Origin of the sequence: Rubinisphaera margarita (genome assembly GCF_022267515.1) — a bacterium.
Classification (GTDB): Bacteria; Planctomycetota; Planctomycetia; order Planctomycetales; family Planctomycetaceae; genus Rubinisphaera; species Rubinisphaera margarita.
In genome coordinates this window covers 220367-245780 of sequence record NZ_JAKFGB010000005.1, presented here as the reverse complement: position 1 = coordinate 245780, position 25414 = coordinate 220367, and the positions used below count along the sequence as shown (strand labels likewise).

22 protein-coding genes are annotated in these 25414 nt (G+C 57.9%); 5 read left to right on the top strand and 17 right to left on the bottom strand.

What is annotated here, in order from left to right:
• The first annotated feature begins 361 nt into the window (after positions 1–361).
• A complete protein-coding gene (locus L1A08_RS01955) occupies positions 362–814 on the top strand; it encodes a hypothetical protein (protein WP_238753611.1) in 453 nt (150 codons plus the stop codon).
• Positions 815–942: 128 nt separating this feature from the next.
• Positions 943–1131, top strand: a complete 189-nt coding sequence (locus L1A08_RS01950; RefSeq protein WP_238753609.1) for a hypothetical protein — start codon at positions 943–945, stop codon at positions 1129–1131.
• A gap of 53 nt (positions 1132–1184) precedes the next feature.
• On the opposite strand, the gene L1A08_RS01945 is transcribed toward L1A08_RS01950, so the two are convergent.
• From L1A08_RS01945 to L1A08_RS01935, 3 genes are all read right to left on the bottom strand, one after another.
• Entirely contained in the window at positions 1185–2201 is a 1017-nt protein-coding gene (locus L1A08_RS01945; RefSeq protein WP_238753607.1) for an RluA family pseudouridine synthase, read from the bottom strand.
• A 323-nt stretch (positions 2202–2524) separates the two neighbouring features.
• Positions 2525–3631 (bottom strand): flagellar motor switch protein FliM, encoded by a 1107-nt coding sequence (gene fliM / locus L1A08_RS01940; protein WP_238753605.1) that lies wholly within the window; start codon positions 3629–3631, stop codon positions 2525–2527.
• Positions 3632–3721: 90 nt separating this feature from the next.
• A complete protein-coding gene (locus tag L1A08_RS01935; protein ID WP_238753603.1) occupies positions 3722–4990 on the bottom strand; it encodes a glutamate-5-semialdehyde dehydrogenase in 1269 nt (422 codons plus the stop codon).
• Between the two features lie 162 nt (positions 4991–5152).
• Here L1A08_RS01935 and L1A08_RS01930 point away from each other — a divergent pair, with 162 nt between their 5' ends.
• Positions 5153–5497: a YkgJ family cysteine cluster protein gene (locus tag L1A08_RS01930; protein WP_238753601.1), complete on the top strand. Its 345-nt coding sequence runs from the start codon at positions 5153–5155 to the stop codon at positions 5495–5497.
• A 19-nt stretch (positions 5498–5516) separates the two neighbouring features.
• On the opposite strand, the gene L1A08_RS01925 is transcribed toward L1A08_RS01930, so the two are convergent.
• From L1A08_RS01925 to L1A08_RS01885, 9 genes are all read right to left on the bottom strand, one after another.
• On the bottom strand, positions 5517–5954 hold the full coding sequence (locus L1A08_RS01925) for a hypothetical protein (RefSeq protein ID WP_238753599.1): 438 nt from the start codon (positions 5952–5954) through the stop codon (positions 5517–5519).
• A gap of 178 nt (positions 5955–6132) precedes the next feature.
• Complete coding sequence (locus tag L1A08_RS01920; protein WP_238753596.1) at positions 6133–6756, bottom strand: hypothetical protein; 624 nt, start codon at positions 6754–6756, stop codon at positions 6133–6135.
• Between the two features lie 4 nt (positions 6757–6760).
• The gene (locus tag L1A08_RS01915) at positions 6761–8083 is read right to left on the bottom strand and encodes an alkaline phosphatase family protein (RefSeq protein ID WP_238753593.1); all 1323 of its coding nucleotides are present in this window, start codon (positions 8081–8083) and stop codon (positions 6761–6763) included.
• A gap of 89 nt (positions 8084–8172) precedes the next feature.
• The gene (locus L1A08_RS01910; RefSeq protein WP_238753591.1) at positions 8173–8673 is read right to left on the bottom strand and encodes a hypothetical protein; all 501 of its coding nucleotides are present in this window, start codon (positions 8671–8673) and stop codon (positions 8173–8175) included.
• Between the two features lie 150 nt (positions 8674–8823).
• Complete coding sequence (gene thrC / locus L1A08_RS01905) at positions 8824–10215, bottom strand: threonine synthase (RefSeq protein ID WP_238753589.1); 1392 nt, start codon at positions 10213–10215, stop codon at positions 8824–8826.
• A gap of 122 nt (positions 10216–10337) precedes the next feature.
• Positions 10338–12011 carry an energy-dependent translational throttle protein EttA gene (gene ettA, locus L1A08_RS01900; RefSeq protein ID WP_238753586.1) on the bottom strand — a complete coding sequence of 558 codons (1674 nt, stop codon included), beginning with the start codon at positions 12009–12011 and terminating at the stop codon, positions 10338–10340.
• A 262-nt stretch (positions 12012–12273) separates the two neighbouring features.
• Complete coding sequence (locus L1A08_RS01895) at positions 12274–12759, bottom strand: putative molybdenum carrier protein (protein WP_238753584.1); 486 nt, start codon at positions 12757–12759, stop codon at positions 12274–12276.
• A gap of 12 nt (positions 12760–12771) precedes the next feature.
• Entirely contained in the window at positions 12772–14331 is a 1560-nt protein-coding gene (locus L1A08_RS01890) for a bifunctional GNAT family N-acetyltransferase/carbon-nitrogen hydrolase family protein (RefSeq protein ID WP_238753582.1), read from the bottom strand.
• A gap of 87 nt (positions 14332–14418) precedes the next feature.
• A complete protein-coding gene (locus tag L1A08_RS01885) occupies positions 14419–15159 on the bottom strand; it encodes a hypothetical protein (RefSeq protein WP_238753579.1) in 741 nt (246 codons plus the stop codon).
• Positions 15160–15395: 236 nt separating this feature from the next.
• Here L1A08_RS01885 and L1A08_RS01880 point away from each other — a divergent pair, with 236 nt between their 5' ends.
• Positions 15396–16337 carry a dihydrodipicolinate synthase family protein gene (locus L1A08_RS01880; protein WP_238753577.1) on the top strand — a complete coding sequence of 314 codons (942 nt, stop codon included), beginning with the start codon at positions 15396–15398 and terminating at the stop codon, positions 16335–16337.
• Between the two features lie 54 nt (positions 16338–16391).
• Here the strand turns inward: L1A08_RS01880 and L1A08_RS01875 are convergent, their stop codons facing one another.
• A complete protein-coding gene (locus L1A08_RS01875; RefSeq protein ID WP_238753575.1) occupies positions 16392–19916 on the bottom strand; it encodes an MFS transporter in 3525 nt (1174 codons plus the stop codon).
• A 278-nt stretch (positions 19917–20194) separates the two neighbouring features.
• Between L1A08_RS01875 and ruvB the strand changes: the two genes are divergently transcribed.
• Complete coding sequence (gene ruvB, locus L1A08_RS01870) at positions 20195–21244, top strand: Holliday junction branch migration DNA helicase RuvB (RefSeq protein ID WP_238753573.1); 1050 nt, start codon at positions 20195–20197, stop codon at positions 21242–21244.
• 166 nt (positions 21245–21410) lie between these two features.
• On the opposite strand, the gene L1A08_RS01865 is transcribed toward ruvB, so the two are convergent.
• From L1A08_RS01865 to L1A08_RS01845, 4 genes are all read right to left on the bottom strand, one after another.
• Positions 21411–21911, bottom strand: coding sequence for a carboxypeptidase regulatory-like domain-containing protein (locus L1A08_RS01865; RefSeq protein ID WP_238753571.1), 501 nt, complete (start codon positions 21909–21911; stop codon positions 21411–21413).
• 103 nt (positions 21912–22014) lie between these two features.
• Positions 22015–23025 (bottom strand): DUF1559 domain-containing protein, encoded by a 1011-nt coding sequence (locus tag L1A08_RS01860; RefSeq protein ID WP_315860533.1) that lies wholly within the window; start codon positions 23023–23025, stop codon positions 22015–22017.
• A gap of 360 nt (positions 23026–23385) precedes the next feature.
• The gene (locus L1A08_RS01850; protein ID WP_238753569.1) at positions 23386–24381 is read right to left on the bottom strand and encodes a hypothetical protein; all 996 of its coding nucleotides are present in this window, start codon (positions 24379–24381) and stop codon (positions 23386–23388) included.
• Positions 24382–24392: 11 nt separating this feature from the next.
• Positions 24393–25358, bottom strand: coding sequence for a hypothetical protein (locus L1A08_RS01845; RefSeq protein WP_238753567.1), 966 nt, complete (start codon positions 25356–25358; stop codon positions 24393–24395).
• Between the last annotated feature and the right edge of the window lie 56 nt (positions 25359–25414).

The following is a 25414-nucleotide window of genomic DNA, read 5'->3' as shown; positions in this document are numbered from 1 at the left end:
ACGGCCTGGTGCCGCGTTAATTGCGGACGGTGTCCGCACTTCCAACGTCTTCCTGGGAGGCGATTTGCGACGCATTCTCGCAAAATTGACGGCGTTTGCAACTCATTCAGCCGAATGAAACGCCCGATAGCCCTGCCGGACCATCGCTCCGAAGCGCAAGGCGGAATCGTAAAAAGATAACCCCCGCAGTGTCAAGCATTTCAGACGATTGAGAGTGGATCGGCTGAAGTTGTCCGCAGATTGAGGAGATTGCGACAATTTGTATCGCGAAACTCCGACCGATACTGACGGCGGGACTGCGAAGCCGGCATCATAGACAGTCTGTTCACCATTCACCCCCTTTTCGCTGCAGGAACGTGCCATGAAAGCCATGTCGATTTTCCGTCGTCTCCCCCTGCTGTTCCTCCTGGCGTTCATGCTGTCCCCGCCGCTATTGGCTGTCGATCTCGTTGCCGCCGAAATCGAACCCGGAGAGCTTGAGGGGGCGCTCTGGAAGTTCGATTTGACTCCCAAAGGGGAACGCGGACCGATGTTGACAGGCTTCTTTCGTGTTTCCGACGGCGTGCTCTATCAGAAGACGACTCGGGAATCGAAGGAATTTGACAAGTCGGTTGGAAAGCTGTCGCGTGAGGGACGCGACAAGACGCGGGTCGAACTGGAAGATTTTCGCGCATTCGGCCGGAATAAGAACTTGCACGACGGCCTCAGCGGCACGTTGCTTCTGAAATTCGAACGATTCGGAAACTGCTCCGGCACGTTCATCGATGGAGATGGGAAGAACTGGAATATCCGATGCGTTCGAGTCCAGGAATAGCCGGGCAATCGTCTTCTTTCCGGCATGATTCTTGCGTCACTTTTTAATCTGGCTCGAGTCACGCGGTGCTTCGGCTCGCTGACCGACCGCCCTTCCGAAAAGACGGACCCGAGAAAAGGAGACGAATAATGACCCAGCATCAACAGCAGCCGGATAAAAAAGGAATGTCCGCCCCCAAGCCGCAAAAAGAAGCCGATCTGGACGAAACCATTGAAGAGAGCTTCCCCGCCAGCGACCCCCCCGCCAACACAGGCACAACGGCTTCTGGCGGACGGAAAGATATGAAAACACCGAGTTCACCGGATGTGAAGCGGTAGCAACCAACAGCGGCTGCAGTGCTAGTAACGATGCATTGCGGCCGTTTTGCCTTTCAAACCTCTCGGCTTGGCGACTCCTCGTTGCCTTCTTCGATCCGCAGCACCGCCGCCAGTAGATCCGCTGGAAGCTGGCTCGCGAGTTTCATCCATGCTCCCGTGATGGGATGGCTGAATTCAAGTCGACCGGCGTGGAGGGCATGGCGTTTCAGGCCGGTGATTTCGCAGCGGACATCCGTGAGTCGGCGTCCTTCTTCAAGCGATTCGCGACCCGCTTCCTTGAATTGACCGTGCGGCCCGTAAAACTCATCCCCGGCGAGTGGATGGCCGATCGCCGCAAAATGCACGCGAATCTGATGATTCCGCCCGGTGACTGGTTTCGCTTCGACGACCGAATAGCCGTTCAACGCCCTCAACAACGTCCAGTGCGTCTTGGCGACTTTGGCGTTCGTGGTGCCCGCCCGTGTCGACATCAGCACCTTTGAAGCCCGATGATCCTGACCGATGGGCAGATCGATCGTGCCGCTTTGCTTCTCCACAACGCCTTCGACGATCGCCAGATAGGTCTTCGAGACCCGCGAATGCTCGAACGAATCGACCAGATTGCGATGCGCCTGATGGGTCTTCGCCACGACCATCAGGCCCGATGTTTCGCGATCGATGCGATGCACAATCCCCGGCCGCAATAGTCCGGCAATGGGCGTCTGCTCATCGAAATGGGCCTGGAGAAAATTGCAGAGCGTCCCACACTGCATGTTCCCGGTCGGATGAGCGATGATCCCCGGCGGCTTGTCGACGACCACAATCCAGGCATCTTCGTAAATGATCTTCAGCGGAAACGGCTCGGGATCGTACAGAGTCTCCGGCGGTTCCAGCAGTCTCACCTGCACCCGATTATCGGGCCGCAATCGCCGCAGCAAATCGGCCGGCTGATGATCAATCCGCACGGCCTTCCAACTGGCCAGCCGATGAAACTGCCACGGCGAATAATTCCGCAGTTGCTGAGCCAGAAAAGCATCGACCCGCAACCCGGACTGATACGGCTCGACAGCAAATTCCAGATCCAACGGCATGAGTAGCAGACAACGCGAGAGGCAAGGGACACACGAGCGACTACTCTAAAGATCTGAGTAGAAGAAGAGAACCAAGCGAACGATACGGGATGGCACAGAGATTCATCTCTGTGTTGCTTCAGCAACAGGAGGCTTGTCTTCCGCGTTCAACAAAGCAAACCCGTCAGAATTCACGCTGACAAGTCGAGTGTGGAAGCGCAATCAGCGACCTGAGCCGGTTCGAGCAAACCGAGAGGGCATACGCCGCCGCTTGAAGAACTTCGTCTTTTCCCAGCCTCTTATCGCAACGCGACTCAGAGATGAATCTCTGAGTCATCCTGGATTCAGCCCTTCGCCGCCGGTTCTGCTTTGGCGGCTGGCTTGGCGGGCGGTGCGTCGCCCTTTTTCTGCTGCTGGGACTCGACGTGTTGCTGGATCACTTCGCGCATCTGCCGGAGTGGCTTACGGATTTCGAGTGCCTTGTTGCCTTTCAGCTGACCGACATCGGCGGAGAACGTCGGCCGGCCGGCAACCTGCAGCGTCACTCCTTCCCGCACATCCCGTTCGGTGAGAATGACATCGCCGACGTTCAGCTGCATCAGATCCGAGGTCGTGATCGAAGTTTCCGCCAGCACGGCGACCACTTCGACTTCCGCGGCTCCCAGGCCAACTTCAAGCTGGGCTTTCTGTTCCGGGCTCACTTCGTGCTTGGTGTAAGCCGACCACGTATCCGATGAGAGTTTTCCGACCAGCGGTTCAATCGTATTGAACGGAATGCAGAGGTTCATGATACCGCGAAGTTCGCCCATCGTGATTTCAAAGCTGATGAGCACAATGACTTCGTTCGGCGGGACGATCTGCACGAGCTGCGGGTTGCTCTCGATCTGCGTCACCCGGAGTTTGAGTTCGCTGATGTTCCGCCAGGAGTTCTCGAGCGCAGTGATGGCGGACTTCGTGATACGCGACACGAGCCGGAGTTCAATTTCCGTCAACGGACGCGTGGGAATCGACTGGGTGGCTGATTTTCCGCCGCCGAGCAGCCGGTCGACAATCGGGTAAATGATCGATGGATTCAGATCCAGAATCAGGTGGCCGCTGAGCTTGTCGGAATAGAGGAGATTGAAGCAGGTCGGGTTTTCGAGACTGAAGACGAACTCGCCGTAGGTCAGCTGGTCGACACTGATCAGCTTCACTTCGACGATGGAGCGAAGCATGCCGCTGATGGAGGCCCCGAACTCGCGACTGAAGCCTTCATGCAGCGCCTGAAAGGCCCGCATCTGTTCTTTACTGACGCGTTCGGGCCGCTTGAAGTCGTAGACGCTGATCTGGCCGATCATCTCGTGAGAGCTGCCCGACATCGAAGGCCGGTTATACCCGCCTGAATCGGATGGAGAAGCATCGAGTGCCGCGAGCAGCGACTCGACTTCACCCTGACTGAGAACATCTGCCATGTTTCGTCCTCCGTGACGATTCTTTGCCCAACCTGTCTCCGTGATTCAGACGGGGGCCACTGCTGGCTTGCCCAGCAATGCTCTTGCGATTTACCGCACCTGTCCGGTTCCGTGGACCACGTATTTGTAACTTGTCAGCTCCCGCAGTCCGCACGGTCCACGTGCGTGCAGCTTGTCGGTGCTGATGCCAATCTCTGCCCCGAGGCCGAACTCGCCTCCGTCGTTGAAACGGGTCGAGGCGTTCACCATCACGGCTGAGGAATCGATCTGCGTCGTGAACTGACGAGCCGCCGCCAGGTCCTTCGTGACAATCGCCTCGGTGTGCCGCGAACTGTATCTATTAATGTGAGCGACCGCTTCATCAATCGAATCGACGATCTTCGACGAGATGATCTTCCCGAGATACTCTTCGCCGAAGTCCTGGTCGGTCGCCGGTTTGGCGTCCGGGAACAGCTGACGGGTTCGCTCACAGCCACGGATCTCGACCTCAGCGGCCACGAGGTCCGACAACAGATCCGTCATATGCTTTTCCGCGAACGCTGCATCAACGACGAGCGATTCCGCCGCGTTGCAGACGCCGGTGCGGTGGCACTTGCTGTTGTAGAGAATCTTGCGGGCCAGTTCGGGGTCGGCATCGGTATGAATGTAAACGTGGCAGTTGCCATCGAAGTGTTTGATAACCGGCATCGTGGCTTCGCGGGCGACGCGTTCAATCAGCGACTTGCCGCCGCGGGGAATGGTGACGTCAATCTGGCCGTTCATCTTCAGAAACATGCCGACGGCATCCCGGTCGGTCGTTTCGACCATTTGCACGGCGTGTTCGGGCAGGCTGTGGGCTTTGAGACCATCGACGAGAATGCGATGGAATCCATGATTGCTGTGGAAAGCTTCTTTGCCGCCGCGAAGAATGACTGCATTGCCACTCTTCACGCAGAGAGCCGCCGCATCGATCGTCACATTCGGACGGGATTCGTAGATGAAGAACACGACGCCCAGCGGAACGCGAACCCGGGTGACGAGCAGTCCGTTTGGACGGACCGTGCTGTCGATCACTTCGCCGATCGGCTCCGGCAAAGCGGCGATTTCGTGGAGAGCCTGAGCGATACCTTTGAGTCGGGAATCGTTGAGCCGCAGGCGGTCGATCATCGCTTCGGTCAGGCCGTTTTCTTCGGCGAACTTCAGATCTTCAGCGTTCGCTTCGAGAAGCTCATCCTGACGAGTCACCAGTGCATCGGCGGTCGAGAGCAGCCAGTCGATTTTCTGCTGCCCGGACGCGGAAACGAGCGGCGTGGTCGCGGCAGCCGCCTGTCGGGCAACGCGGCTGGTGTAATCGGTGAGGTTCTCTGTCGTCGTGGCCATGGAACTGCGATCGTGGTCTGTCTGGAATAGAAGCGAAAGGCTGGCGTAAGTATCTGCAAACAGATAAGTTGAGTCAACGCAGGAATTGAGCCACCCGACGGAGACTCCAGGGAATCCAAAACTGTCTTCGCGACGTAACCCCAGCCCTCATCGCAACTTGCCGTGACAATCGAACTGGAACAACTTGATCCGGAGACGTGCGATTCGTGCGGACTGTGCTGCGAAGGCATCGGTTCTCCGGTCCTCATCTACCAGACCCACCGGAACCACATCGGTCCCCACCCATTCCGCCCCGAAGGACTGCCGCAACCGCTAATCAATGAAATCGACGAGACGTTCGGCGGACTCTATCGGGGCCAGGAACCTCAAGAACGCTGCCTGTGGTTTGACCCCGAACGCCGCCGCTGCCGTCACTACGAATGGCGTCCCCAAATCTGCCGAGACTATGAACTGGGCGGCACGGCCTGCCTGATTCGGCGGGAAGAGGAGCGGGCGAACAGGCAGTGATACCTCTCTCGTGAAGATTTCACCGTTGCAATATCGCGAGTGAGCTCATTGACAGGCCAGACGGTACGCAACGTCCGTTACCGAAGTCGAAAGGACCGATTTCCACAAGAGGAAAAGAAGCCGGAGCCGACGTCTTCTCAGCAATGAATTCAGCCAGCACGCGAAATGTGAACTCAGGCACGAACTCGCGTTCCCATTTTCGCCGACTTCGCAGTGCGATCGACTTACCGAAGAGTTCTTCCCATTCCGAGAGACGACATCGAAACGCGAAGAACTCTTCGATCTGGACGGACAACTCGGCGAGGTCGATCTTCTGCCGGGGGCCGTCTGGACGCAGATAGTGAACAACGAGCGTGTCCGCGGTAAAAATGTTGTCGCTTCCGGTTGCATCAAGGAAGACATCATGGAGGCCGAAGAGGATTTGTGGAATCGAGTATCGCTCAACCGGCTTATTCATCGTCTTACCTCACGTCCAAGTCTCGGTACACAGTCACTGCGATGTCCGTATCCTTCATGCGGTCGTCCAAAACCGCTGTCCCCAAAGAACAGACAACAGTAAGCAGCAATTCGTTCGCTTCGGCTCGGTAATTGTCGCTTCGCATACGGGAAAGGGGAGTCGGATATCGGTCGGACCGTCACCCCTGAAACACCGAAAGCAGTATGCCGCCTATACAGATGAAAACGGCAAGAAAGATCGCCCCTTTGATGGCCATGCCGACCGGGGTCTGAAAGAACGAGTCGACGCCGGCTGCGAATGATCGACTGGTGGTGAACTCAAATCGATAGTTCCCCTCCTCAACCGGTTCCCACGCCAGCGGCACTTCCGCCACAACATCCGACATCAACTTGTCCTGGTCCTGCAGTCGAACGGTCGCAATCTCCACGGTCGAAACGGGCTCTGTCAGATCCCAGACCAACCCGTCCTTCGCAGACGTATTCGGGCGTGTCCCAAGATTCACGCTGCCCCCTTCCCGGCGGATTACGAGCAACTGGTAGTCAGGCAGCGCCTCCGTTTTCTTGAAGAGTGGGACGTCGTGATCACGCGGCTCCTGGTTCGGGTCCAATGCCGTCAATTTCACGCTGACGAGCGCGTGACTGCGGACAAATCCAAGAACCACGCAAGCGAGCACGCACGCGATGATCGTTCCGCCGCAGATCCAGGCGGTCAGAACGAAGGGAGACATCGATTTACGCGGCGATTGTTGACCGGCGACGGACTCCGGTAAATCTTCATCTGATCGCTCGGTGGACTCATTCATGCGATTACCTTACGCCAAAGTTTCGATAGACGATCCCCGCGATGTCCGTGTCTTTCACGCGATCGTCTGAAACCGCGGTTGCATCGGAACAGACGAGAACCGTCTGGAATTCGTTCGTGTCCGCGGGGTATCCGTGGGAACCTTTCACCAAAGTCGGGTCGAGCGGGGTCTGCATGCTCGGCATATTGATGTACATCTCGCAGGGGTCGTAGCCCGGTTTGCGGTGAATGTCGATTGTGCGGGCGAAACCGGGAGCGTTGGCATCGTCGAGCCAGTAGTAATAGGCGAACCAGGCGTTCGGTTTCGAGATCAGCACAACTTCGCCGCTGCGGGGATGGTCGAGATTATATGGCCCGCGTTCGGAACCGACGAGGACCTTCTCAATCAGCGGATCCTTCCGGAACAGATCGGCGACTTCCTCGATCCGCTCCTGATCGCGGACGAAAACGTGAGCCAGCTGGTGATCGACCATCGCCCAGACCGGCGTATTGGCGAAATCGATCCATTCGCCATCTTCACGATTCTCGACCTGCAGCAGATCGGCCTCCCGAAGCAGCCGGTTCGGATAAGCCACTGAGTCCACTGGAGTGATGGCGTACTCGCCGGCGAACAGCCAGAGGACATCCTCAAGACCGGCTTTGCTGAATCCGTCGATCAGGCGGCCGATGTGTTCATCGATATCAGCGAGAGCCTGCTGAGCTTCCGGGCTGTCGGGCCCGAACTTCTGTGCGGCGTAATCGAGATGCGGCAGATAGATGAAGTAAAACCGGGGAGCGAACTTCTCAGCCGCGATGATGGCTGAGTTGATAATCCATTCACTCGATTTGATGTTCGACAGCGGTCCCCAGAAGTGCTTCAGCGGGAAATGACCGAGAGTATCCCGCAATTCGCCATACAGTTCGGTCGGCTTGGTGTAGCACCAGAGCGATTCGGAACCGTCCGGGTTGTGAATCGGGGCGAACGTGCAGGCGTATTCCGACGTTGTCCCTTTGGTCAGCAGCGGGAACCAGACGGCGCTGGTCAGTTCAGGATCGTGCTCATGCAGCCGGTCCCAGATGCGGGGAGCTTCGATGACTTCGTTCCAGGCGGTCCACATTTCGACTTCGTGCTTGTCGCGCCAGTAGAAGCCGTTCGCGATGACGCCGTGCTGAGAGGCATCCACTCCGGTTGAGAGAGAAATCTGCACCGGGCACGTCACCGGAGGATAGCTCGGAACGAGTGGAGTCTGCGTCCCCTGCCCGGCGATGCGGGACAGGTTCGGCATGGAAGCGATATCCTGCGGCCGCAGTCCGGGGAGCGACACGAGAGCGGCATGACGGTGTGACATCGGGGAGGCTTTCTTTATCGGCAAAAAAGAAGCCGCTGACCGGATTCAACTCCGTGCAACGGCCGATTGTGTTTAGAACAGGCGGAACATCAGGTCCAGCGGGTCAGGGCCTGATAGATCCCTCTCAACTGTCGTTGAGTCGACAGGTAGGCGATGAGCGAGTACTTGTCGATCTGATGATCGTTCATCAACTGCTGCAACGTCGGACAGACTGCCGTGCGGAAAAACTGGCGCTGACGCCAATGGACATAGAACACGGGCAGCGTCACCAGAATCGTGCCGAGGGCGAGGAAGACTCCCCAGTCGGCCCAACCCAACCCGATGAGTTCCTGCAGCAGAAAGCTGGCCACGAAAAACGCCGTGACTGCAATCACGAACGGCAGAGCCCAGAACTGCTGCAGCTTGGCGTTGATTGACACCAGCCGCCCGTAAAACTCCCGGTTGATGATCCCGGTGGGCTGAGTTGTCGACGCCGGCTCGGCGTATGATTCACACACCAGGCGACCACGACGACGACTCACGATGACCGATTCACCTTCCTCCGGAAGGAACTCGGCCAGATACTCCAAATCTTCAAAAGGATTGTTCATCCCTGCGATCCGATCTCTTTAACTGACAAGTCAGAAGAACATGCGAGCAACATCCCGTTGCATCCTGCAGCTCGTTGACCGGACCCTCCGTGGTCTCGATGGACGAATTTTATGCCGCCCGAACAGAACGGGGCAATGATCAGCGACCGCTTAGCTCGAATACTGCCGGATTGCGTCCATGATCTTCGAGAAATCATTGGGCACGGCGATCGGAGCATTTCCGAAGTGCGGCTCCACGGCGGCATGTCTGGCCAGCGACTGCTTGTCGCCGGAGTGGTAGGCGACCGTGGCATTGGGATCTTTGAGCTGATGCCCGGTCAGAATGCAGACGACGCGATCACTCGGCGCGATGACGCCTTGTTCCCGCAGCAGTTTGGCTCCGGCGACACTGGCTCCACTGGCCGGCTCGCAGCCGAATCCGTGGCGGCCAACCTGGGCCTTGCCGTCCAGAATCTGTTCATCGGAGACATCGCGGACAACCCCATCGCAGGCGTCGAGAGCCCGCAGACATTTCGTCAGGTTGACCGGGCGGTTGATCTCGATTGCTGAAGCCAGGGTCACCGCACGCCCATCCTGTTCATCCATCCGGCGGAAGTATTCCGAGATCAGCTGTTTGTCCGGCTGTCCGTTGTTCCAGCGGAGACCTTCGTCGTTGTACATGCGTGTCAGCGTCGAAGCCCCGGCTGCGTTGATAACCGCCAGACGCGGCATCCGGTCGATCAGGCCGAGTTCCTTCAGTTCCATGAACGCCTTGCCGAATGCACTCGAATTCCCCAGATTGCCGCCGGGCACAACAATCCAGTCGGGCACTTCCCAGTTGAGCCCTTCCAGGACGCGATACATGATCGACTTCTGCCCTTCCAGACGGAACGGGTTGACGCTGTTGCACAGGTAAATTCCGGCTTCTTCGCAGACCCTGCGAACCTGTTTGAGAGCGTCGTCGAAGTCCCCTTCGATCTGCAGCGTGAGCGCCCCGTAATCGAGGGCTTGGGAGAGTTTCCCATAGGCAATCTTGCCGGAGCCGACAAAGACGAGCACCTGAAACAAACCGGTAACGCCGCCGTAGATGGCGAGCGAAGCACTCGTGTTGCCAGTTGAGGCACAGGCGGTGATCTTCGCACCGATCATCCGGGCATGCGTTGAAGCGGCCGTCATGCCGTTGTCTTTGAAGCTGCCGGACGGGTTCATTCCCTCATACTGCAGAAAGAGCCCACCCGCGTTGATGCCGGCGTATTTGGCGACGCCATCGTTCTTCTGCAGAACGGTCTGCCCTTCTCCGATGGTCACGATCTGCGATTCGGGAGCGAACGGAAAGAGCTCGCGGAATCGCCAGACGCCGCTGTAATCGAGCGGATTCTGCCGGGTCGACCACCGCTTTTCGAACTCCTTCAGGCTCGAGGGGACCGGGATTTTGTTCCAGTCGTAGCGGATATCGAGCAGATCGCCCGACTCGCTGCTCGTGCGAGCCTCGGAGAGGGAATAGGTTTCGGTATTCTCGGGGAGCAGACATGCCTGAAAGGCTGCCTCGGAGTAGTCTTGCAAGCTGGAAATGTCTCTGGCTCCTGCGGAATTCGTGAGGAAAGTGGATTCTCGTCGGGCCGGTTCTTCTCAACCGACGTCCCTGACAACATGCCCACGCAAGCGTGGGCATGGCACCCGTGCGGTTATCGCGTAATCGGCTTGAACTGGGTTCTTGCCGGCTTTTCAGTCTGTTCGCCGAGGCGTTCGTTACGCTGGATCTCGTACATCTTGTAGTTGCCTTCGAACCAGTAAACCTTGCCGTCGCCTTCGAAAGCCAGGATGTGGGTCGCGATCCGGTCCAGGAACCAGCGGTCGTGGCTGGTGACCATGGCACAGCCGGCAAAACTGCTGAGGCCTTCTTCGAGAGACCGCAATGTTTCGACATCGAGATCGTTAGTCGGTTCATCCAGCAGCAGGAGATTTCCACCTGAACGAAGCAGCTTGGCGAGGTGAACCCGGTTGCGTTCCCCGCCGGACAGGTCGCCAACGAACTTCTGCTGATCACTTCCCTTGAAGTTGAAGCGGCCGCAGTAGGCGCGGGCGTGGATCTTCGCTCTGCCGATATCGATCGTATCGTGACCGCCGCTGATTTCTTCGTAGACGGTCTTCTTGCCTTCGAGGGCATCGCGGGACTGATCGACATAAGCCAGGTCGACTGTTTCGCCAATGCGAATCTCGCCGGTCGTCGGCTGTTCGGTGCCATTGATCAACTTGAACAGCGTCGTCTTGCCGGCTCCGTTCGGGCCGATCACGCCGACAATTCCCCCGCGAGGCAGGTTGAATTCGAGGTCTTCGAACAGCACGCGATCGCCAAAGGCCTTCGAGACACCCTTGAAGTTGACGACCAGATCGCCGAGCGGTTTGGTGATCGGGATCTGGATATCGGCTGCACCTTCGTGCTCGTCGTAACCTTGACTCTGCAGTTCGTCGAGACGCTGCAGACGAGCCTTGTTCTTGGTGGCCCGGGCCTTGGGCGACATCTTCGCCCATTCGAGTTCCTGCTTCAGCTCCTTCTGGCGACGCGACTCCCGTTTCTCTTCGACGGCGAGCCGTTTCTGTTTCTGCTCCAGCCAGGACGAGTAGTTCCCCTCGTAGGGAAGACCGCGACCGCGGTCGAGTTCGAGAATCCAGCCTGCCACGTTGTCGAGGAAGTACCGATCGTGGGTCACCGCGACGACAGTCCCGGGGAACTTGTCGAGGAACAGTTCCAGCCAGGCAACCGACTCAGCGTCGAGGTGGTTAGTCGGTTCGTCCAGCAGGAGAATGTCCGGGTTCTGCAGCAACAGCTGGCAGAGAGCCACCCGGCGTTTTTCCCCCCCGGAGAGAGTCTTCACCATCGCCTCTGCCGGCGGCAGACGCAGAGCATCGGCTGCGATTTCGAGCTGACGATCGAGTTCCCACAGGTTTGCGGCGTCGATCTTGTCCTGAACCTTGGCCTGCTCCTCGATAAGAGCTTCCATTTCTTCCGGCGTCATCTCTTCGCCGAATTTCATGTTGATTTCGTTGTAGCGGTCGAGAATCGCCCGCGATTCGGCGACGCCGTCTTCCACGCATTCGCCCACCGTTTTCTCGGGATCGAGCGGCGGTTCCTGCTCGAAGTAGCCGATTTTGATGCCCTTGGCGGGCTCGGCTGTTCCCATGTAGTCCTTATCGCGGCCTGCCATAATGCGAAGCAGCGTACTTTTCCCGGAACCGTTTCGGCCAAGCACGCCGATTTTCGCTCCAGGATAGAAGGCCAGCCAGATGTTCTCGAGAACGGCCTTTTCGTCGTAGATACGGGTCAGATTCTCAATCTGAAAGATGTATTGCTGTGCCATAGATCCGTTCGGTGGTGAATGGTTTCGCCTTCAGAAGGCGGGGGGATCGTCTGCTTTTCCTCGGATTCAACGCGATCCGGGACCTCATCGTACTCGTAAACCTGATGTCGTCGCCAATGGAGCCAGCCACTCTCCGGCAGGACAGCGCTGACCGAGGGTCACAACGACTTCGACCGAAGACCCGCTACCCATTCCGCGACGCCTCTTGCGTCAGGCATTGCCGGGCAGGTCCGCAGCAGCCCTCTCTTCCGGCGTCAGGCCCTCAACGGACCTGATCACTTCGGGGTGTAAGCCACTGCAACAGAAGCTGAACTGTCTGCCGGTAGATGCCGGGACAGGTCGATTCGCGGGGCCCGGCAACATTTAACAGGGAGATTTTATGGTCTTTCAGCCACGGTTCAATCATCTCCGCAGCGAATAATGTCTTTGCCGGAAGGATCAGCAACGGCTTATCCATCCTCCGAGCCAGGTCGCGCGTCAGTTTCGTGCCGCCAGTCAGCGGAGAGGCGGCGATAATCAGCGTCCCGTCGGTATCGCGGATATTGGCTTCCGTCCGGACATCGTACCGCCATTCTTCCGTGCATTGCAGCGGATAGCGATCGGGAATTGCCCCGTCTTCCGCACGGCGGCCGGCAGGACACCAGCCGCCACAGGGGATTCCGAGTTCCAGTGCAACATCGAGAGCCGCCCGGTCGACACCCGTCTGACCGCCGGAAACAATCCTCTGCAGGGGGAACGTTGAAGTCATGCCGCTCCCACGTCAGATCTTGTGCTCCTCGCCGTCTTCCTGGTAGACGACCTTGTACAGGTCCGTACGACGGTCGTTGAAGTTCTGCACGCTTCCCATCAGCTTGTGCCGACGGGACTGCTCCAGATCGACGTCGTGAATGATCATCGTTTCGATGTTGGCGTTCGTCTCAGCGGCAATCGCATCGCGGGCGAACTCGGCATCAGCCGGTGTAAAGATCGCCGACTGGGCGTAGTGAATGTCGGAGTTCTCCACGAACGGCAGGTTGCCGGTACAGCCCGAAACCGCCACGTACATGTGATTTTCAACGCAACGGGCCAGCGAGCAGTGACGGATCCGCAGGTATCCGTGCCGGGTATCGGTATTGAAGGGCACGAAAATAATCTGAGCTCCCTTGTTGGCCGCGATGCGGACGAGTTCCGGGAATTCGATGTCGTAGCAGATGAGAATTGCGACTCGGCCGCAGTCGGTGTCGAACACTTCGACCTTGCTGCCGGGAGCCACGCCCCACCATTTCCGCTCACTCGGCGTGACGTGAATTTTATACTGCTTGCCGAGAGTTCCATCGCGGCGGAACAGATACGACACGTTGAAGAGGGTCCCGTTCTCCACCACGAATTGAGATCCGCCGATGACATTAATGTCGTAGCGGACGGCCATTTCCGTGAACAGATCGAGATACTGCGGCGTGTATTCGGCGAGGTGCCGGGCGGCATGCCCCGGGCGGGTCACGTTCGTGCAGGAAAGCAATTGAGTCGTGAACAGCTCCGGAAACAGGACGAAGTCGCTGTGATATTCTGAAGCCGTGTCGATGAAGAACTCACACTGCCGGGCAAACTCGTCGAAGCCCGTAATTGTCCGCAGGGCATACTGAACGACGGCCAGGCGGATCGGCTCAATCACATGGCTCGAGCGACGTTTCGTCGTCGGCATATAGTCGAGGTTTCGCCATTCCAGGAAGGTGGCGTAACCGCGGGAGGCTTCATCGCTGGGAAAGTAATTCGGCAGCAGCCCCTGCAGCGCGAAGCCATTGGCGATCTGAGCGGTCAGCACCGGGTCGAACTTCTGTTTAGCACAAACCTGATCGACGTACTGCCGGGCCGACATCTGCTCGGCGTGCTTGCCATAACCGGGGATTCGTCCGCCAATGATCATGCGACGCAGATTCAGCTCGCGGCAAAGCTCCTTGCGGGCGTCGTACAGGCGCCGGGCGAGCTTCATGCCCCGAAAATCGGGATGGACCATGATCTCGATCCCGTACAGGGTATCGCCGCGAATATTGTGATTGCGGATGTAGCCATCGTCGGCAACCTTCTTCCAGTCGTACCAGGCCATATCCGGGTCGTACTGCAGAATCAGACTGCTGGACGTCGCGACGAGTTGACCGTCGATTTCGACCGCGATCTGTCCTTCGGGAAAGATGTTGATCTGACTCTCAATCTGCTCGCGCATCCAGGGATGCATCCCCGGGAAGCATACCTTCTGCATCTCGACAATCGCATCGTAATCGTCCTTGCGCAGAGGACGCAGGATGGTTTTCCACTCAAATTCGCTGAGGTCGAGAGCCGGCATAGTCGGTCATTTTTCTTTCTGAAAGGTCCTCAAACCCCGCTGGCGTTGCCGTGAAGCTGAGGAGAAGCCCACACGGGAGTGTCTATTTTACTCGCGTCTGGCCTGTCGCAAGCGTTCCGCGCTCCATTTATGCGAGGGACGGAAATCTTTCAAGGCCCTCAGGACTGAACCCTTGTAGTAGGTGGCAAACAACGCCTCGCCATGATGCTCGGCGAAATCCTGCCGGGTGAGCTTGTACCAATCCGTCATTTTCTCGAAACCGAGCTCCTTGCCGAGCCATCGCATGTAGGCCTGGCGATTCTTCTGATCCTGCCAGAACCGCTGCGGTACCGTCGGGAAGCACCAGGGCAGCCATTTCTTTCGCGGAGCGTATTCCTTGAGCAGTCGAAATACCGAATCACCGTAGTAATTGGCCAGCATGCCACCGCCACGGTTGGTATGAAAATGAGACCGACTCACCCGGTACCAGTCGTCCAGCGAGGCGAGCCCGAGTTCTTCCCCCAGCCAGTCGACATACGCGAGCCGGTTCTTCTTGTCCTGCCAGTACCCCTGAGAGGTGCTGCGAAACAACCACGGTCGCCACGGATATTCCGGGAAGTGGGCCATCACCGCTTTCTGCGGCGAATCCTGGTAGTAATTAGCGAGCAGCCCTCCGCCGGCGTTGACGTGAAAATCCTGTTTGGAGATCTGATACCAGTCCTGGAGTTTTCTGTAGCCGAGCCGCTGCGCGAGCCACTTCATATAGGCTTTGCGGTTCGCCGCATGATCCCAGTACCCACTTGGAACTCGTCCCTGAATCCAAAGGCGGGAAGCGGTCTTTTTCGGCATCGAATGCTCAACTTTTTCATCTTGGTGTCGGAGGATGCAGTCGCTTGAAGAGTTGATTCCTGAAGTCGCTATTATCGCAATAGCAACCGGTAACGCAACAGCGAACGCCCTAAAAACTCGGACGACGTGGTGGACCTTGTGGAGATTTCGACTCCGGCAGAGTATTCTGTCGCCGTGCCGGCCTGCCCCGGAAATCCTGCATCGCCCAGACAGCCTGATGAAAGACGGGAAACAGCATGACTCCTCATGAGATGATCGTTCCGAACCGTAAGATTAGAGGATTCTCGGCAATCCTGCTACCGTTTACTTCGACCGGAGCGGTGGACTGGCCTGGATTTGAAGCGCACGTTGAACGCACGGCCGCCGCCGGACTGGCGCCCGCCGTGAATATGGACACTGGCTACGGAAATCTGATTGACACGACGCTTAAAACGGAAGTCCTGTCACGAACTCGCGAGATCGTTTCTGGGGGCGATTATGTCGCCGGAGCATTCGTGGGCGACCGGCCGGAAGAAGCTTTTCGCGAAGAGGAATACGCTCGTGAGATGCAGCTGATTGACAGCTTTGGCGGAATCCCCGTTCTGTTTCAGTCGTACGGACTGACCGCCGGAAGTGATGCCGAGATCGCCGAGCGTTATCGCAGGCTCGGACAATATACGGATCGCTACATCGGCTTCGAACTGGGAACGATGTTCGCCCCGTTCGGGAAGATTTATTCACTCGATCTTTATCGCAGTCTGCTCGGCATCCCCCAATGTATTGGAGCCAAGCATTCCTCGCTCTCACGTCGGCTGGAGTGGGATCGCCTGTTACTGCGTAACGAGGTCCGTCCCGACTTCCTCGTGCTCACCGGCAACGATCTGGCGATCGACATGGTGATATACGGCTCCGATTATCTTCTCGGCCTGTCGACCTTTGCCCCCGATCTGTTCGCCCTGCGGGACAAGTTCTGGCTTGAGGGGAACGACGAGTTTTACGAACTCAACGACACCCTGCAGTACCTCGGCCACTTTGCGTTTCGCGTTCCCGTTCCGGCCTACAAGCACAACGCCGCCCAGTTCCTGCACCTGCGGAACTGGATTGAAACCGACGAAACTCACCCCGACAGCGCTCGCCGCCCGGAGTCCGATCGATTCGTCCTGCAGGAAATTCTCGACCGGATGGAACGCTGGCTGTAGAGGGTTACGGCCAGCCGGGCCTGTCCGATATTGCGGCCAGGCCCTAGACGGTTCTTAGTCTTCGGCGGATGAACCGACTGGCGAGCAGCGTTCCAGGGCCAGCACTTTGATGCCCTTCAGGTCCATTTTTCCGGTGCCGAGCAGAGGGATCTCATCGACCTCGATATAGCTGTCTTTGGAAGGCAGCCACAGGTTGGGCAGATCGCATTGGTGGGTTTCGCGAATCAGTTTTTCGCAAGCTTCTCCCAGAGGCAGATGCAGGACGACAATGCGCTCGCCCTTTTTCTCATCGGGGACGGCTGTGACGGCGAGGCGAATCAGAGGCATTCCCTCTTCCGCGTCGCCTTCAAGCGGGCAAATCCGGTTCAAAATCGTGTTCAGCGTCTCTTCGATGCGAATGTGCGGCACCATCTCGCCGCCGATTTTGGAGAAGCGACTCTGACGACCTGTCAGTGTGATGAAGCCGTTCTGGTCGATACGAGCGAAGTCTCCCGTGTTGTACCAGCCGTCGATCACGACTTCAGCGGTCTTCTGCGGCTGGTTCAGATAACCGAGCATCACGTTCGGTCCGGTCACGAAGAGCAGGCCTTCCGTTTCAAGTGGCCGTTCCTCATATGTTTCGGGATCGACCACTTTGGCGAACACGCCCGGAACGCACTGCCCGACCGTGCCCAGTCGGTTTGCCTGCTGCGTGGTGACGCTGTCCTGATAGTCCAGCTGATTCGCCGCGACCAGAGGAGACATCTCCGTGGAACCGTACCCTTCAATCGGGCTCACGCCGTATTGTTCCTGACAACACTCAGCCAGATCGACCGGAAGCTTCTCGGCTCCCACGACGACCAGCCACAGATGCTGGAACTGTTCCGGTGTGACTCGCTTACAGTAGGAGCGAAGGAACGTTGGCGTGGCCAGAATGATCGTTCCGCGATACTTCTCGGCCAGCTTTCCGACCTGTCGCGAATCGAGCGGATTGAAGTGATAGGCCCCAGCCGGCTTCATCGCCAGCACAAGCCACATGGAAATCGTATAGCCGAACGAATGGAAGAAGGGCAGCACGCCAATCAGCGTATCGTCTTTCTTCAGCGTGAACATGTAGTCCACTGCGGCGACATTGGAGAGCACATTCAACTGCGACAGCATGACGCCCTTGGGCTCTCCGGTGGAGCCGGACGTGTAAATGATCGTCAGGCAGTCATCGAGTTCGATCCGGTCGAGGCCATGTATCCGTTCGATGATGCCAGCCGGTAACAGATAGGCCTGCAATGCCCCAAGCAACCGGTCGACGCCGGTCACATGCTCTTTGAGATCCTCGAGAAAGACGAAATCGGCATTGAGTTCCATCGGCTTCTTTTCGAGGAACTTTTTGCTGGTGAGGACGTGCTTCAGGCCGGCATCGTGAATGCAGTGATTCATGACCGCATCGTCGAGTGTATAATTCAGGTTCACCGAGACCTTGTCGCAGAGAGCGAGCGCAGTATTCGCCAGAACGCCGCCCACAGAGGGGGGCAACAGAACGCCGACGCGCTGCTCGTCTTCATGAAAGACTTCCCGCTGCAACACCCGTTTGAAGGCGATTGTCGCCGCCAGCAGCTTGCCACCGGTCAGTTCGGCTCCCGACGAATCGGCGGCCTTGTTGCGGAACAGGCTGCTGCGACACTGCTGCACGAACTGACGGGCCAGGACCGGTTGACGAACCATTTGATCCTGCATCGACGTCGCGGCAATCTCTTCGACGGCCTGTCTCAACTGGCCAGGGTTTTCGACATTGGTCTGAGCGTCACCGACATAGATGTCGATGCGACGACGCCAGCGCCACGGGCTCTTGAATAATCCTCCCCCGCGATAGCTGAGCCGGCTGCCCCACATGCCGTGAATGTACATCGGGTAAACCGGTACGTCGGTCCCCTGAACGATTTTGAGAACCCCCTTGTTGAAGGTCATCAGCCGCCCGGTCCGCGAGATCCCCCCTTCCGGGAAGATGCAGACCAGTTCCCCGCTCTGCACGCTGTTTCGTGCATCCTTGAGCGATTTGATGATCGCTTTCGGGCCATCGGTGGGAGACAGGGGAATGACGCGAAACAGTGCCGCAAACTGGTTCAGCACGGGTCTGCGGGTATGGTCCGAGTAAATCATAAACCGTACAAATCGTGGAGCGAACCCGCACAGCAACGGTCCGTCCATCCACGAGACATGATTGGGAACCAGCAGAGCCCCACGGTCCTCCGGAATCTTGTCGAACCCATGCAGGTGCACCGAATACATGCAGTTGAAAATGGTCCGCAGCAGGAAACGACAGAAATCGACGGCATGGAAGGCGAAACTCGCGACGATTACCGGAAGCGTCAGCAGACCAGCGATGAAAAAGACCCAGGGGGGGCTGAGATCGAGTGTTTCCCGGAGGATGTAGAACATCGCCATCGCCAGCAGCATGAAGCCGTTGGTGAGCGCGTTGGTCGCCGAAAGGATGGAGCCACGTACGGCATTCGGGCTGCGATGCTGCAGGAACGATTCGAGCGGGATATAGAAGAAGCTCCCGAGAGCTCCGAGCACAAAGAGCCAGATCGCTGTGGTCTGAAACTCCGGTCCCGCGTTGGCCGGATCGACGCCCCACCCCATGATGCCGAGGTACATCGTCGAAAACGCGATGCCCATCGCTCCAACTGGCACCATTCCCAACTGGATAATTCCGCCCGACATCCAGCCGGCGGCTACACTTCCCACACCAATGCCCAGCACGAGCATTGGCATCAGCAAGGCAATATCGCCCTTGGTCAACAGCAGCGTATGCTCGCCGAAGGCGTCGATGTTCACCTGATACAGAATCGCCAGGAAGTAGAAGAACGCAATGCCGAGGGCGGTCCGGGCCAGCGGAGGATCACAGAACAGACGCCGCAGACTGGGACGGAATTCTTCGATCGGATTCAGCGTCCACTTCCGGCTCGGATCTGCAGCCGGATTCGTGTAAACCAGCAGACTGACGAAAAAGCCGACAACCGCGATTCCCAACAGAGCCACCGCGATGGGCCAGAGGGCGATCAGCACGCCCGCTTCGTAATTGAGGTCGTAGATCTTCAGTCCGGCAAAAGTTCCCAGAGCACAGGCGGCAATGGTCACCATCGCCATCAGCCCATTGCCCTCCGAGAGCGCACGAACGGAGAGAAGCTCCGGAATGGCCCCAATTTTGGCGGGCGAGAACAGTGCGCTCTGGGTTCCCATGCAGAACACGAGGAACATCAGCAGATAGATATTCGAGTACCAGATCGCCGCCACGCCAAGCAGCATAACTGCGATTTCGACGAACTTGCAGGCGATGATCACCTTGCGTTTGGCGAACCGGTCGGCAAGGAACCCCGCTGTCGGAGCGAAGATCAGATACGGAAGTGTGAACAGAACAGCTCCCCAGGCGAGAGCTTCGCTGTCGCCAAGAATGTTCTGCCCGATCGGCACGACCAGCCAGCGAAACAGGTTGTCGTTGAAAGCCGTGAAAAACTGCGTCGCCAGCAGGGCCAGGAAGCTGAGTCCGGTCAGCTCCCGACGATATTCAGTGTCGTCGGCCACTGGTTCGATCGAATCATCCATATTCGAAACCATGACATCAAAGAGGAAGAATGGATCGCCTGGGCGGATCCGCGTAAATGCGGCTTTATTTGAACGTATTGAGACTTTGCTTGCTATACTGAATTTGCGGTGAATGGGAGTCGCAACGCGCTGTGCCGATGAGACTGTGCAGATGCGATTGTATCGCTCCGGGGGTATCCTTTATCCTCCACGGACAACGGAGCCGGGCTCCGAACGGCCAGTCACCATTCCCGGCGGCTGTCCGACATCAGTGGCGAAACAGGAAGAGTCGAACAGGGATGGCGCGCAAAACGGTAGTCACTGGATCGGAACAGCAGGCTCCTGAACCCGAACCGGTCAGGAAATCACCCGAGTTCTCGATCGATAATCCGGAACTCGATGACGATCTGCGGCCCCAGTCTCTGAAAGAAGTCATCGGCCAGCGAAAGGTCATCGAGCGAGTCCGCATTATGCTCGAAGCGGCCCAGACCCGGGGAGATGCTCTGGGACATCTGCTGCTCGAAGGCCCTCCGGGACTGGGCAAAACGACTCTGGCCATGGTCTTGCCGAAAGAACTCGGCAGCGACTTCCAGATTACCTCCGGCCCGACATTACGGGCTCCCAAGGATCTGCTCCCGTATCTCACCCGGGCCAGCGAGAAATCGGTGCTCTTCATCGACGAAATTCACCGGCTGCCGCCAGCGGTTGAAGAATTCATCTATCCGGCCATGGAGGACTTCCGCGTCGACATCGCTCTGGGCGACGGGCTGAACGCGCGGACCGTCAACATGAGCCTGAAGCCGTTCACCATCGTGGGAGCAACCACGCGCAGCGGCATGCTGACCGCTCCGCTGCGGGATCGGTTTGTGAATCGGGCTCACTTTGATTTCTACGAACACGACGATTTAACGACCCTCCTGATCCGCAACGCTCGGAAACTTCGCACGGAGCTGACCGAGGACGCCGCCCAGGAAATTGCCACCCGCAGTCGGGGTACGCCTCGCAAAGCCAACAACCTCCTTCGCTGGACGCGGGATTTCGCGCAGGTCCGACAGAAAGCCGGTCCGATTTCCGGCGACGTGGCTCGCGAAGCCCTTGCGATGATCGAGATTGATGCCATCGGCCTCGAGGAGATGGATCGTCGTTACCTGATGACGCTGATCACCGTTTTTACCGGCGGACCGGCCGGGATCCAGGCGATCGGCCATTCCATGAACGTCCCGCCCGACACGCTCGAAGACGAAGTCGAACCGTTTCTCCTTCGCCAGGGATTCATCCAGCGGACTCCCCGCGGCCGCATGGTCACAGCAGCCGCCTGGGAACATCTGAAGATTCCCCCGCTGAAGTAACGGCACGACTCGAGCTCGGCGACAAAGCTCGAAGATGCTGTGCAATGCTTTTGCATCTCCACGGACAGTGTCATCTCTGTCTCGAACTGCTCTAAGCAGCGCGCATGAGAAAACCCTCCGACTGAAAACAGCCGAAGGGTTCGGTGGAGAGATTCAGGAATCAGGTTCAGGCACCTGGGCGACGGGCACGTTTCCCGCTGGGAGAATTCGTCAGCTGGAACGTGAACTCATCCCCGGATTCGGGAACGATGGCTTCAAGAACGGTTTTTTCCGCATTGCTGTATTGAGGGGGAATGTGTTCGATTCCTTCAGCCGCGGCACTGGCTCCGTCCATGTCGGGCGGAAGCGGACTTCCATCGGGTCGGGCGAATTTCGTCACAACCACTTTGCAGAGACCGACCGGACAGCCTGAGCGTTCCGCGGCATCCTGCAGGACGAACATGCCAGACTCATCGGTCGTCCCAAAACAGGGTCGCCCCATACCGGCTTCCTGCGGAAGAAAGGTGACTCCCGCACGGGCCAGAGGTTGTCCATCCAGATACACCTGGCCGGAAACCGGGACCAGTTCAGTCAGCTCGCTTTCATCAGCCGAACCGCAACCAGTCAGAACCAGAAGAGCCGAACCCAGAACCAACTGTGGTAGACTCCGCATTGCAAAGAGCGTCATTTCACTTCTTCCCTCAATCAAACGTGTGAGCATAACGAACATCCTCGAACTGTCGCTTTGTGCCCGCGCCTTAAAGCGCGGACATATGTCAAAGCGATCCGCTCTAAAACTCGCCGATGACTTTGCCATCGCTGATGTAGGCCAGGTTCGTTCGAGTCGTGTCGTCGATGTTTTCGCTGATGAATCGCACGGAGCCATCGCCCATCAGGACCTGCATCCCGCCGGGATGCGAACTTCCCGGTGCTCCCCAGGTTCCGAGACTGCCGGAGGTGTTGTTGGCATTCGGCGGCGTATTCCAACCACAGCAGAGCCAGTCGTTGATACCCCGCGTCATGGCGAAATCGACTCCACTCCCGACCCATTTCGTGTAGCCCCAAGTGCTCGTCACTCCGTCCTTGATGTCGAGCGTCGTCTCGACGACGGCGACCGTGTTGGAGAGTCCGTCCTGAATGTGGGCGAACTTCGTGGCTGAGTAGTGTCCGAACATTCGGCGGGTTGTCACCGAATCGCTGGTCCACATGGGAGCGTCGCTGCTGACGCGGCGGACCGAGAAGTCGTAACTGGTCTTCGCTCCGGGATAACCGTCGGCATTAGCGCCCGGGTAAATGCGGTAGCTGGCACTGTCGCCGGTGTAGAATTCCGATCCGCTATCCGACGGACAGAGGAAGGTGTTGATCTTCTGACTGACCACGGCTGCGTTTCCGCTGGTCTCGATGGTTGTCGCCGGCTGAACGAGTGGAGACGCGCCGCTGCGAACGTATTCGCCGGTCGGATAAGCCGGATCGAACTGATCATAGAGAGCGGACTGTTCCACGTACGGCAGGACCTGAATCCATCCGCGATGATTCAGTGTGAACGAGGTCGTGGTCACCGTCTGAGCCGTTCCAGCAGTAATGGCTCCGTCAGCCGAAGCACTGTAGGGCAGCACGCTGTGTGTATCGTGATAGTTATGCAGCGCCAGCCCGATCTGCTTCAGATTGTTCTTGCAGGAAGAGCGACGAGCCGCTTCGCGGGCCTGTTGAACAGCCGGCAGGAGCAATGCAACAAGGATAGCGATGATTGCGATCACCACAAGAAGCTCAATAAGCGTGAAACCTGTACGGACTTTCTTCATAACACGAGCAACCTTTGAAAGCGCATCAGTGCAGGACTGACCGGGGAGGGAGAAACGGGTCCATTCAGGCTCTAGGGGAACCCTGGGAGGAAATAAGTCAGAAGACGGAAGTTGCAACTGCCGCGCCAATTTCAGTCCGCCGCGACAAAGAGCAGAGACATTCTTTCAAGGCACGGCAGAATCGCCTGAAACACAGGGTGATTTGCCTCGACATCTCTGGAGCAGAATCGCTGGCCATGCAGGCGTCGCGTTTCGCGGCGATCTCAGATTTCACGTGAACGATGCACGTCTGCCCGTCAGAGGCGCAGACACCGATTCACATATTTGAATGTGACTGAGACGTCTCGTTCACTCTGTACATCACGGTCGATCAACCGGGCGGGACAATAGCCCCCGCTCGTTCAGTTCCTTCAGACCTTCGAGGACGATCGCGAGGTCGCCGACGAGGACGAAGCAACGAAAGGAATAATCCCCCGGCTCCACGCCGGTGCTGTTTCGATAACGATAAACGCAGTTCCACTTCACCACTTTCGCCCGGTCGAAGCGAAAGCGTCCGTACCCCGGTCCCGACCAGCCCGCGCCGAAGGCTTCCCGAGAAGAAACACAGGCCATGGCGTAGCGGTCGTCGGTCGTGGAGAAGATGACCGGATGCCGTTGCTCGCCCGGCCCAGCGGAAAGGGGCTCGACCACTTCGGTTTCGAGATTGAACGTGCGAAAGAGCTCGAAGTCGAAGGGCATGTACCCGGTCACCACTTCGAACTGGGCGAACTGATGCATCTCGTCGATGGGCAGACCGAACGTGACATCATACTGGATCACCTGCGGCAATCCGGCCAGACCAATCTGAACCCGTTTCGTCAGCGTGTGGTTGGAAAGCGCCGTCTGGTTCCGCGCCGGATGCCCGGCCGATTGTCCGTCCGGCCGCAGCCAGAATGCCATTTGAGTCGTGGTTTGAAGACGATTTCGTGAAGCGATGAGATGCAACAGTCTGCTGGTCGAAGTTGGACCCGCTCCGTCAGCGACCGAACCGGCTTCGGTGGGATTGAACGTCTCGGGGATCATCGGCCCGTTGAAATCGAAGTTGCTGGCCGACTGCAGTTGCCGCCCGTGGTCGGTGCTGTCGATAAACTCTTTGTCGTTCCAGGTCAGGGAATGAATGGCACCGGCCAGACGCTCTGTGGTCGTGATCACAATCTCCGACGAACCGAGCGGAGCCCGAATCTGACTGTTCCCGGAAGGAAGCAACTCGCCGGCTTCGAGTGCGGCGTCGAATCCGCAGAGCATCCCGACAACAAGGAAGACTCGACTCAACACGAATCGTCGTCCGCGTTTGCGTTTCGTCTGATCCACTGCCATGAATTCAGCCACTAGAAGGGTGAAGCCGGTCGGGGTTGCGTGGAAGCGGGAGCGGCTCCATTTGCGGGCGTCCCCTGCCCATTTGGTCGTGCCGCAGGCGCGGCGGCCGGCTTCTCGGTCGTCAGATCGATCGTCTGCAGGGACAGCTCAATTCGCTTCTGCAGGTTCTCCCCTGCGCTGACATTCCGCGGCAACGCGTAAACCAGAACAATTCGCATGTCGCCATTCTGGTACAGGTAAACCTGATATTCACCCGGCGGGGGCGGCCCTTCCTCGGGAGCTCCAAACTCGTCAGCTTCAGGCACGGTTTCGGGAACCAGCGTGATCGCTGTGAACTCTTTCTGGGGAGCAAACTCCGCATCTTTGGATTCAGGCAGACTGACGTTGAACCATTTGTTGACGCGATCGGTCGCCGTGCCGCGAGCATTGTTATCCAGAGGAATCTGCAACTCATCGACCAGCGTGTTCATGACATCCTCGTGAAACTTCAGAGGATCACCGAGTTCATCTTTGGTCTTGAACGTTCGCCAGTAATCGTAATTGCTGAGCAGGTACAGATAGCCCGGTTGCTGGGTTGTCCCTCCCGCGCTGTCGACCACATTCAGATTCGCGGTCCAGGCGGCGATCAGCCCCGGCAGATCAATCGGGGGATTAATCGGCTGCCGTGGGTCGCGGCGTTCCTCCACCGGTTCTGCCTCTCCTTCAGCCCCTTCCGCGGGACGACGGGGAGTGGGAGCCGGTGCCGCGATCTCGCGAAACTGCTTTGGAGGCCGCACGGAAACTCCGTAATTGGAAAAGACCGGACCGAGATTCTGATTGAGCCGATCGATGAAGTCGTAATACGTCTTCGTGAATTCGAGGCGTTCTTCGTAAGTACTGCTCCCGCAGCCAATTACTGCTCCCATCATGAGCAGGCACGCAACTTGTCGCACGGGTCGGAGTGAGAAAATCGTCGCCGGAATGGGGGTGCGGGTCATAGTTGCTAATTCTGGATCGAGGAACGCAGAGGCCGGAAGTTCGGCCGCTTGAAATC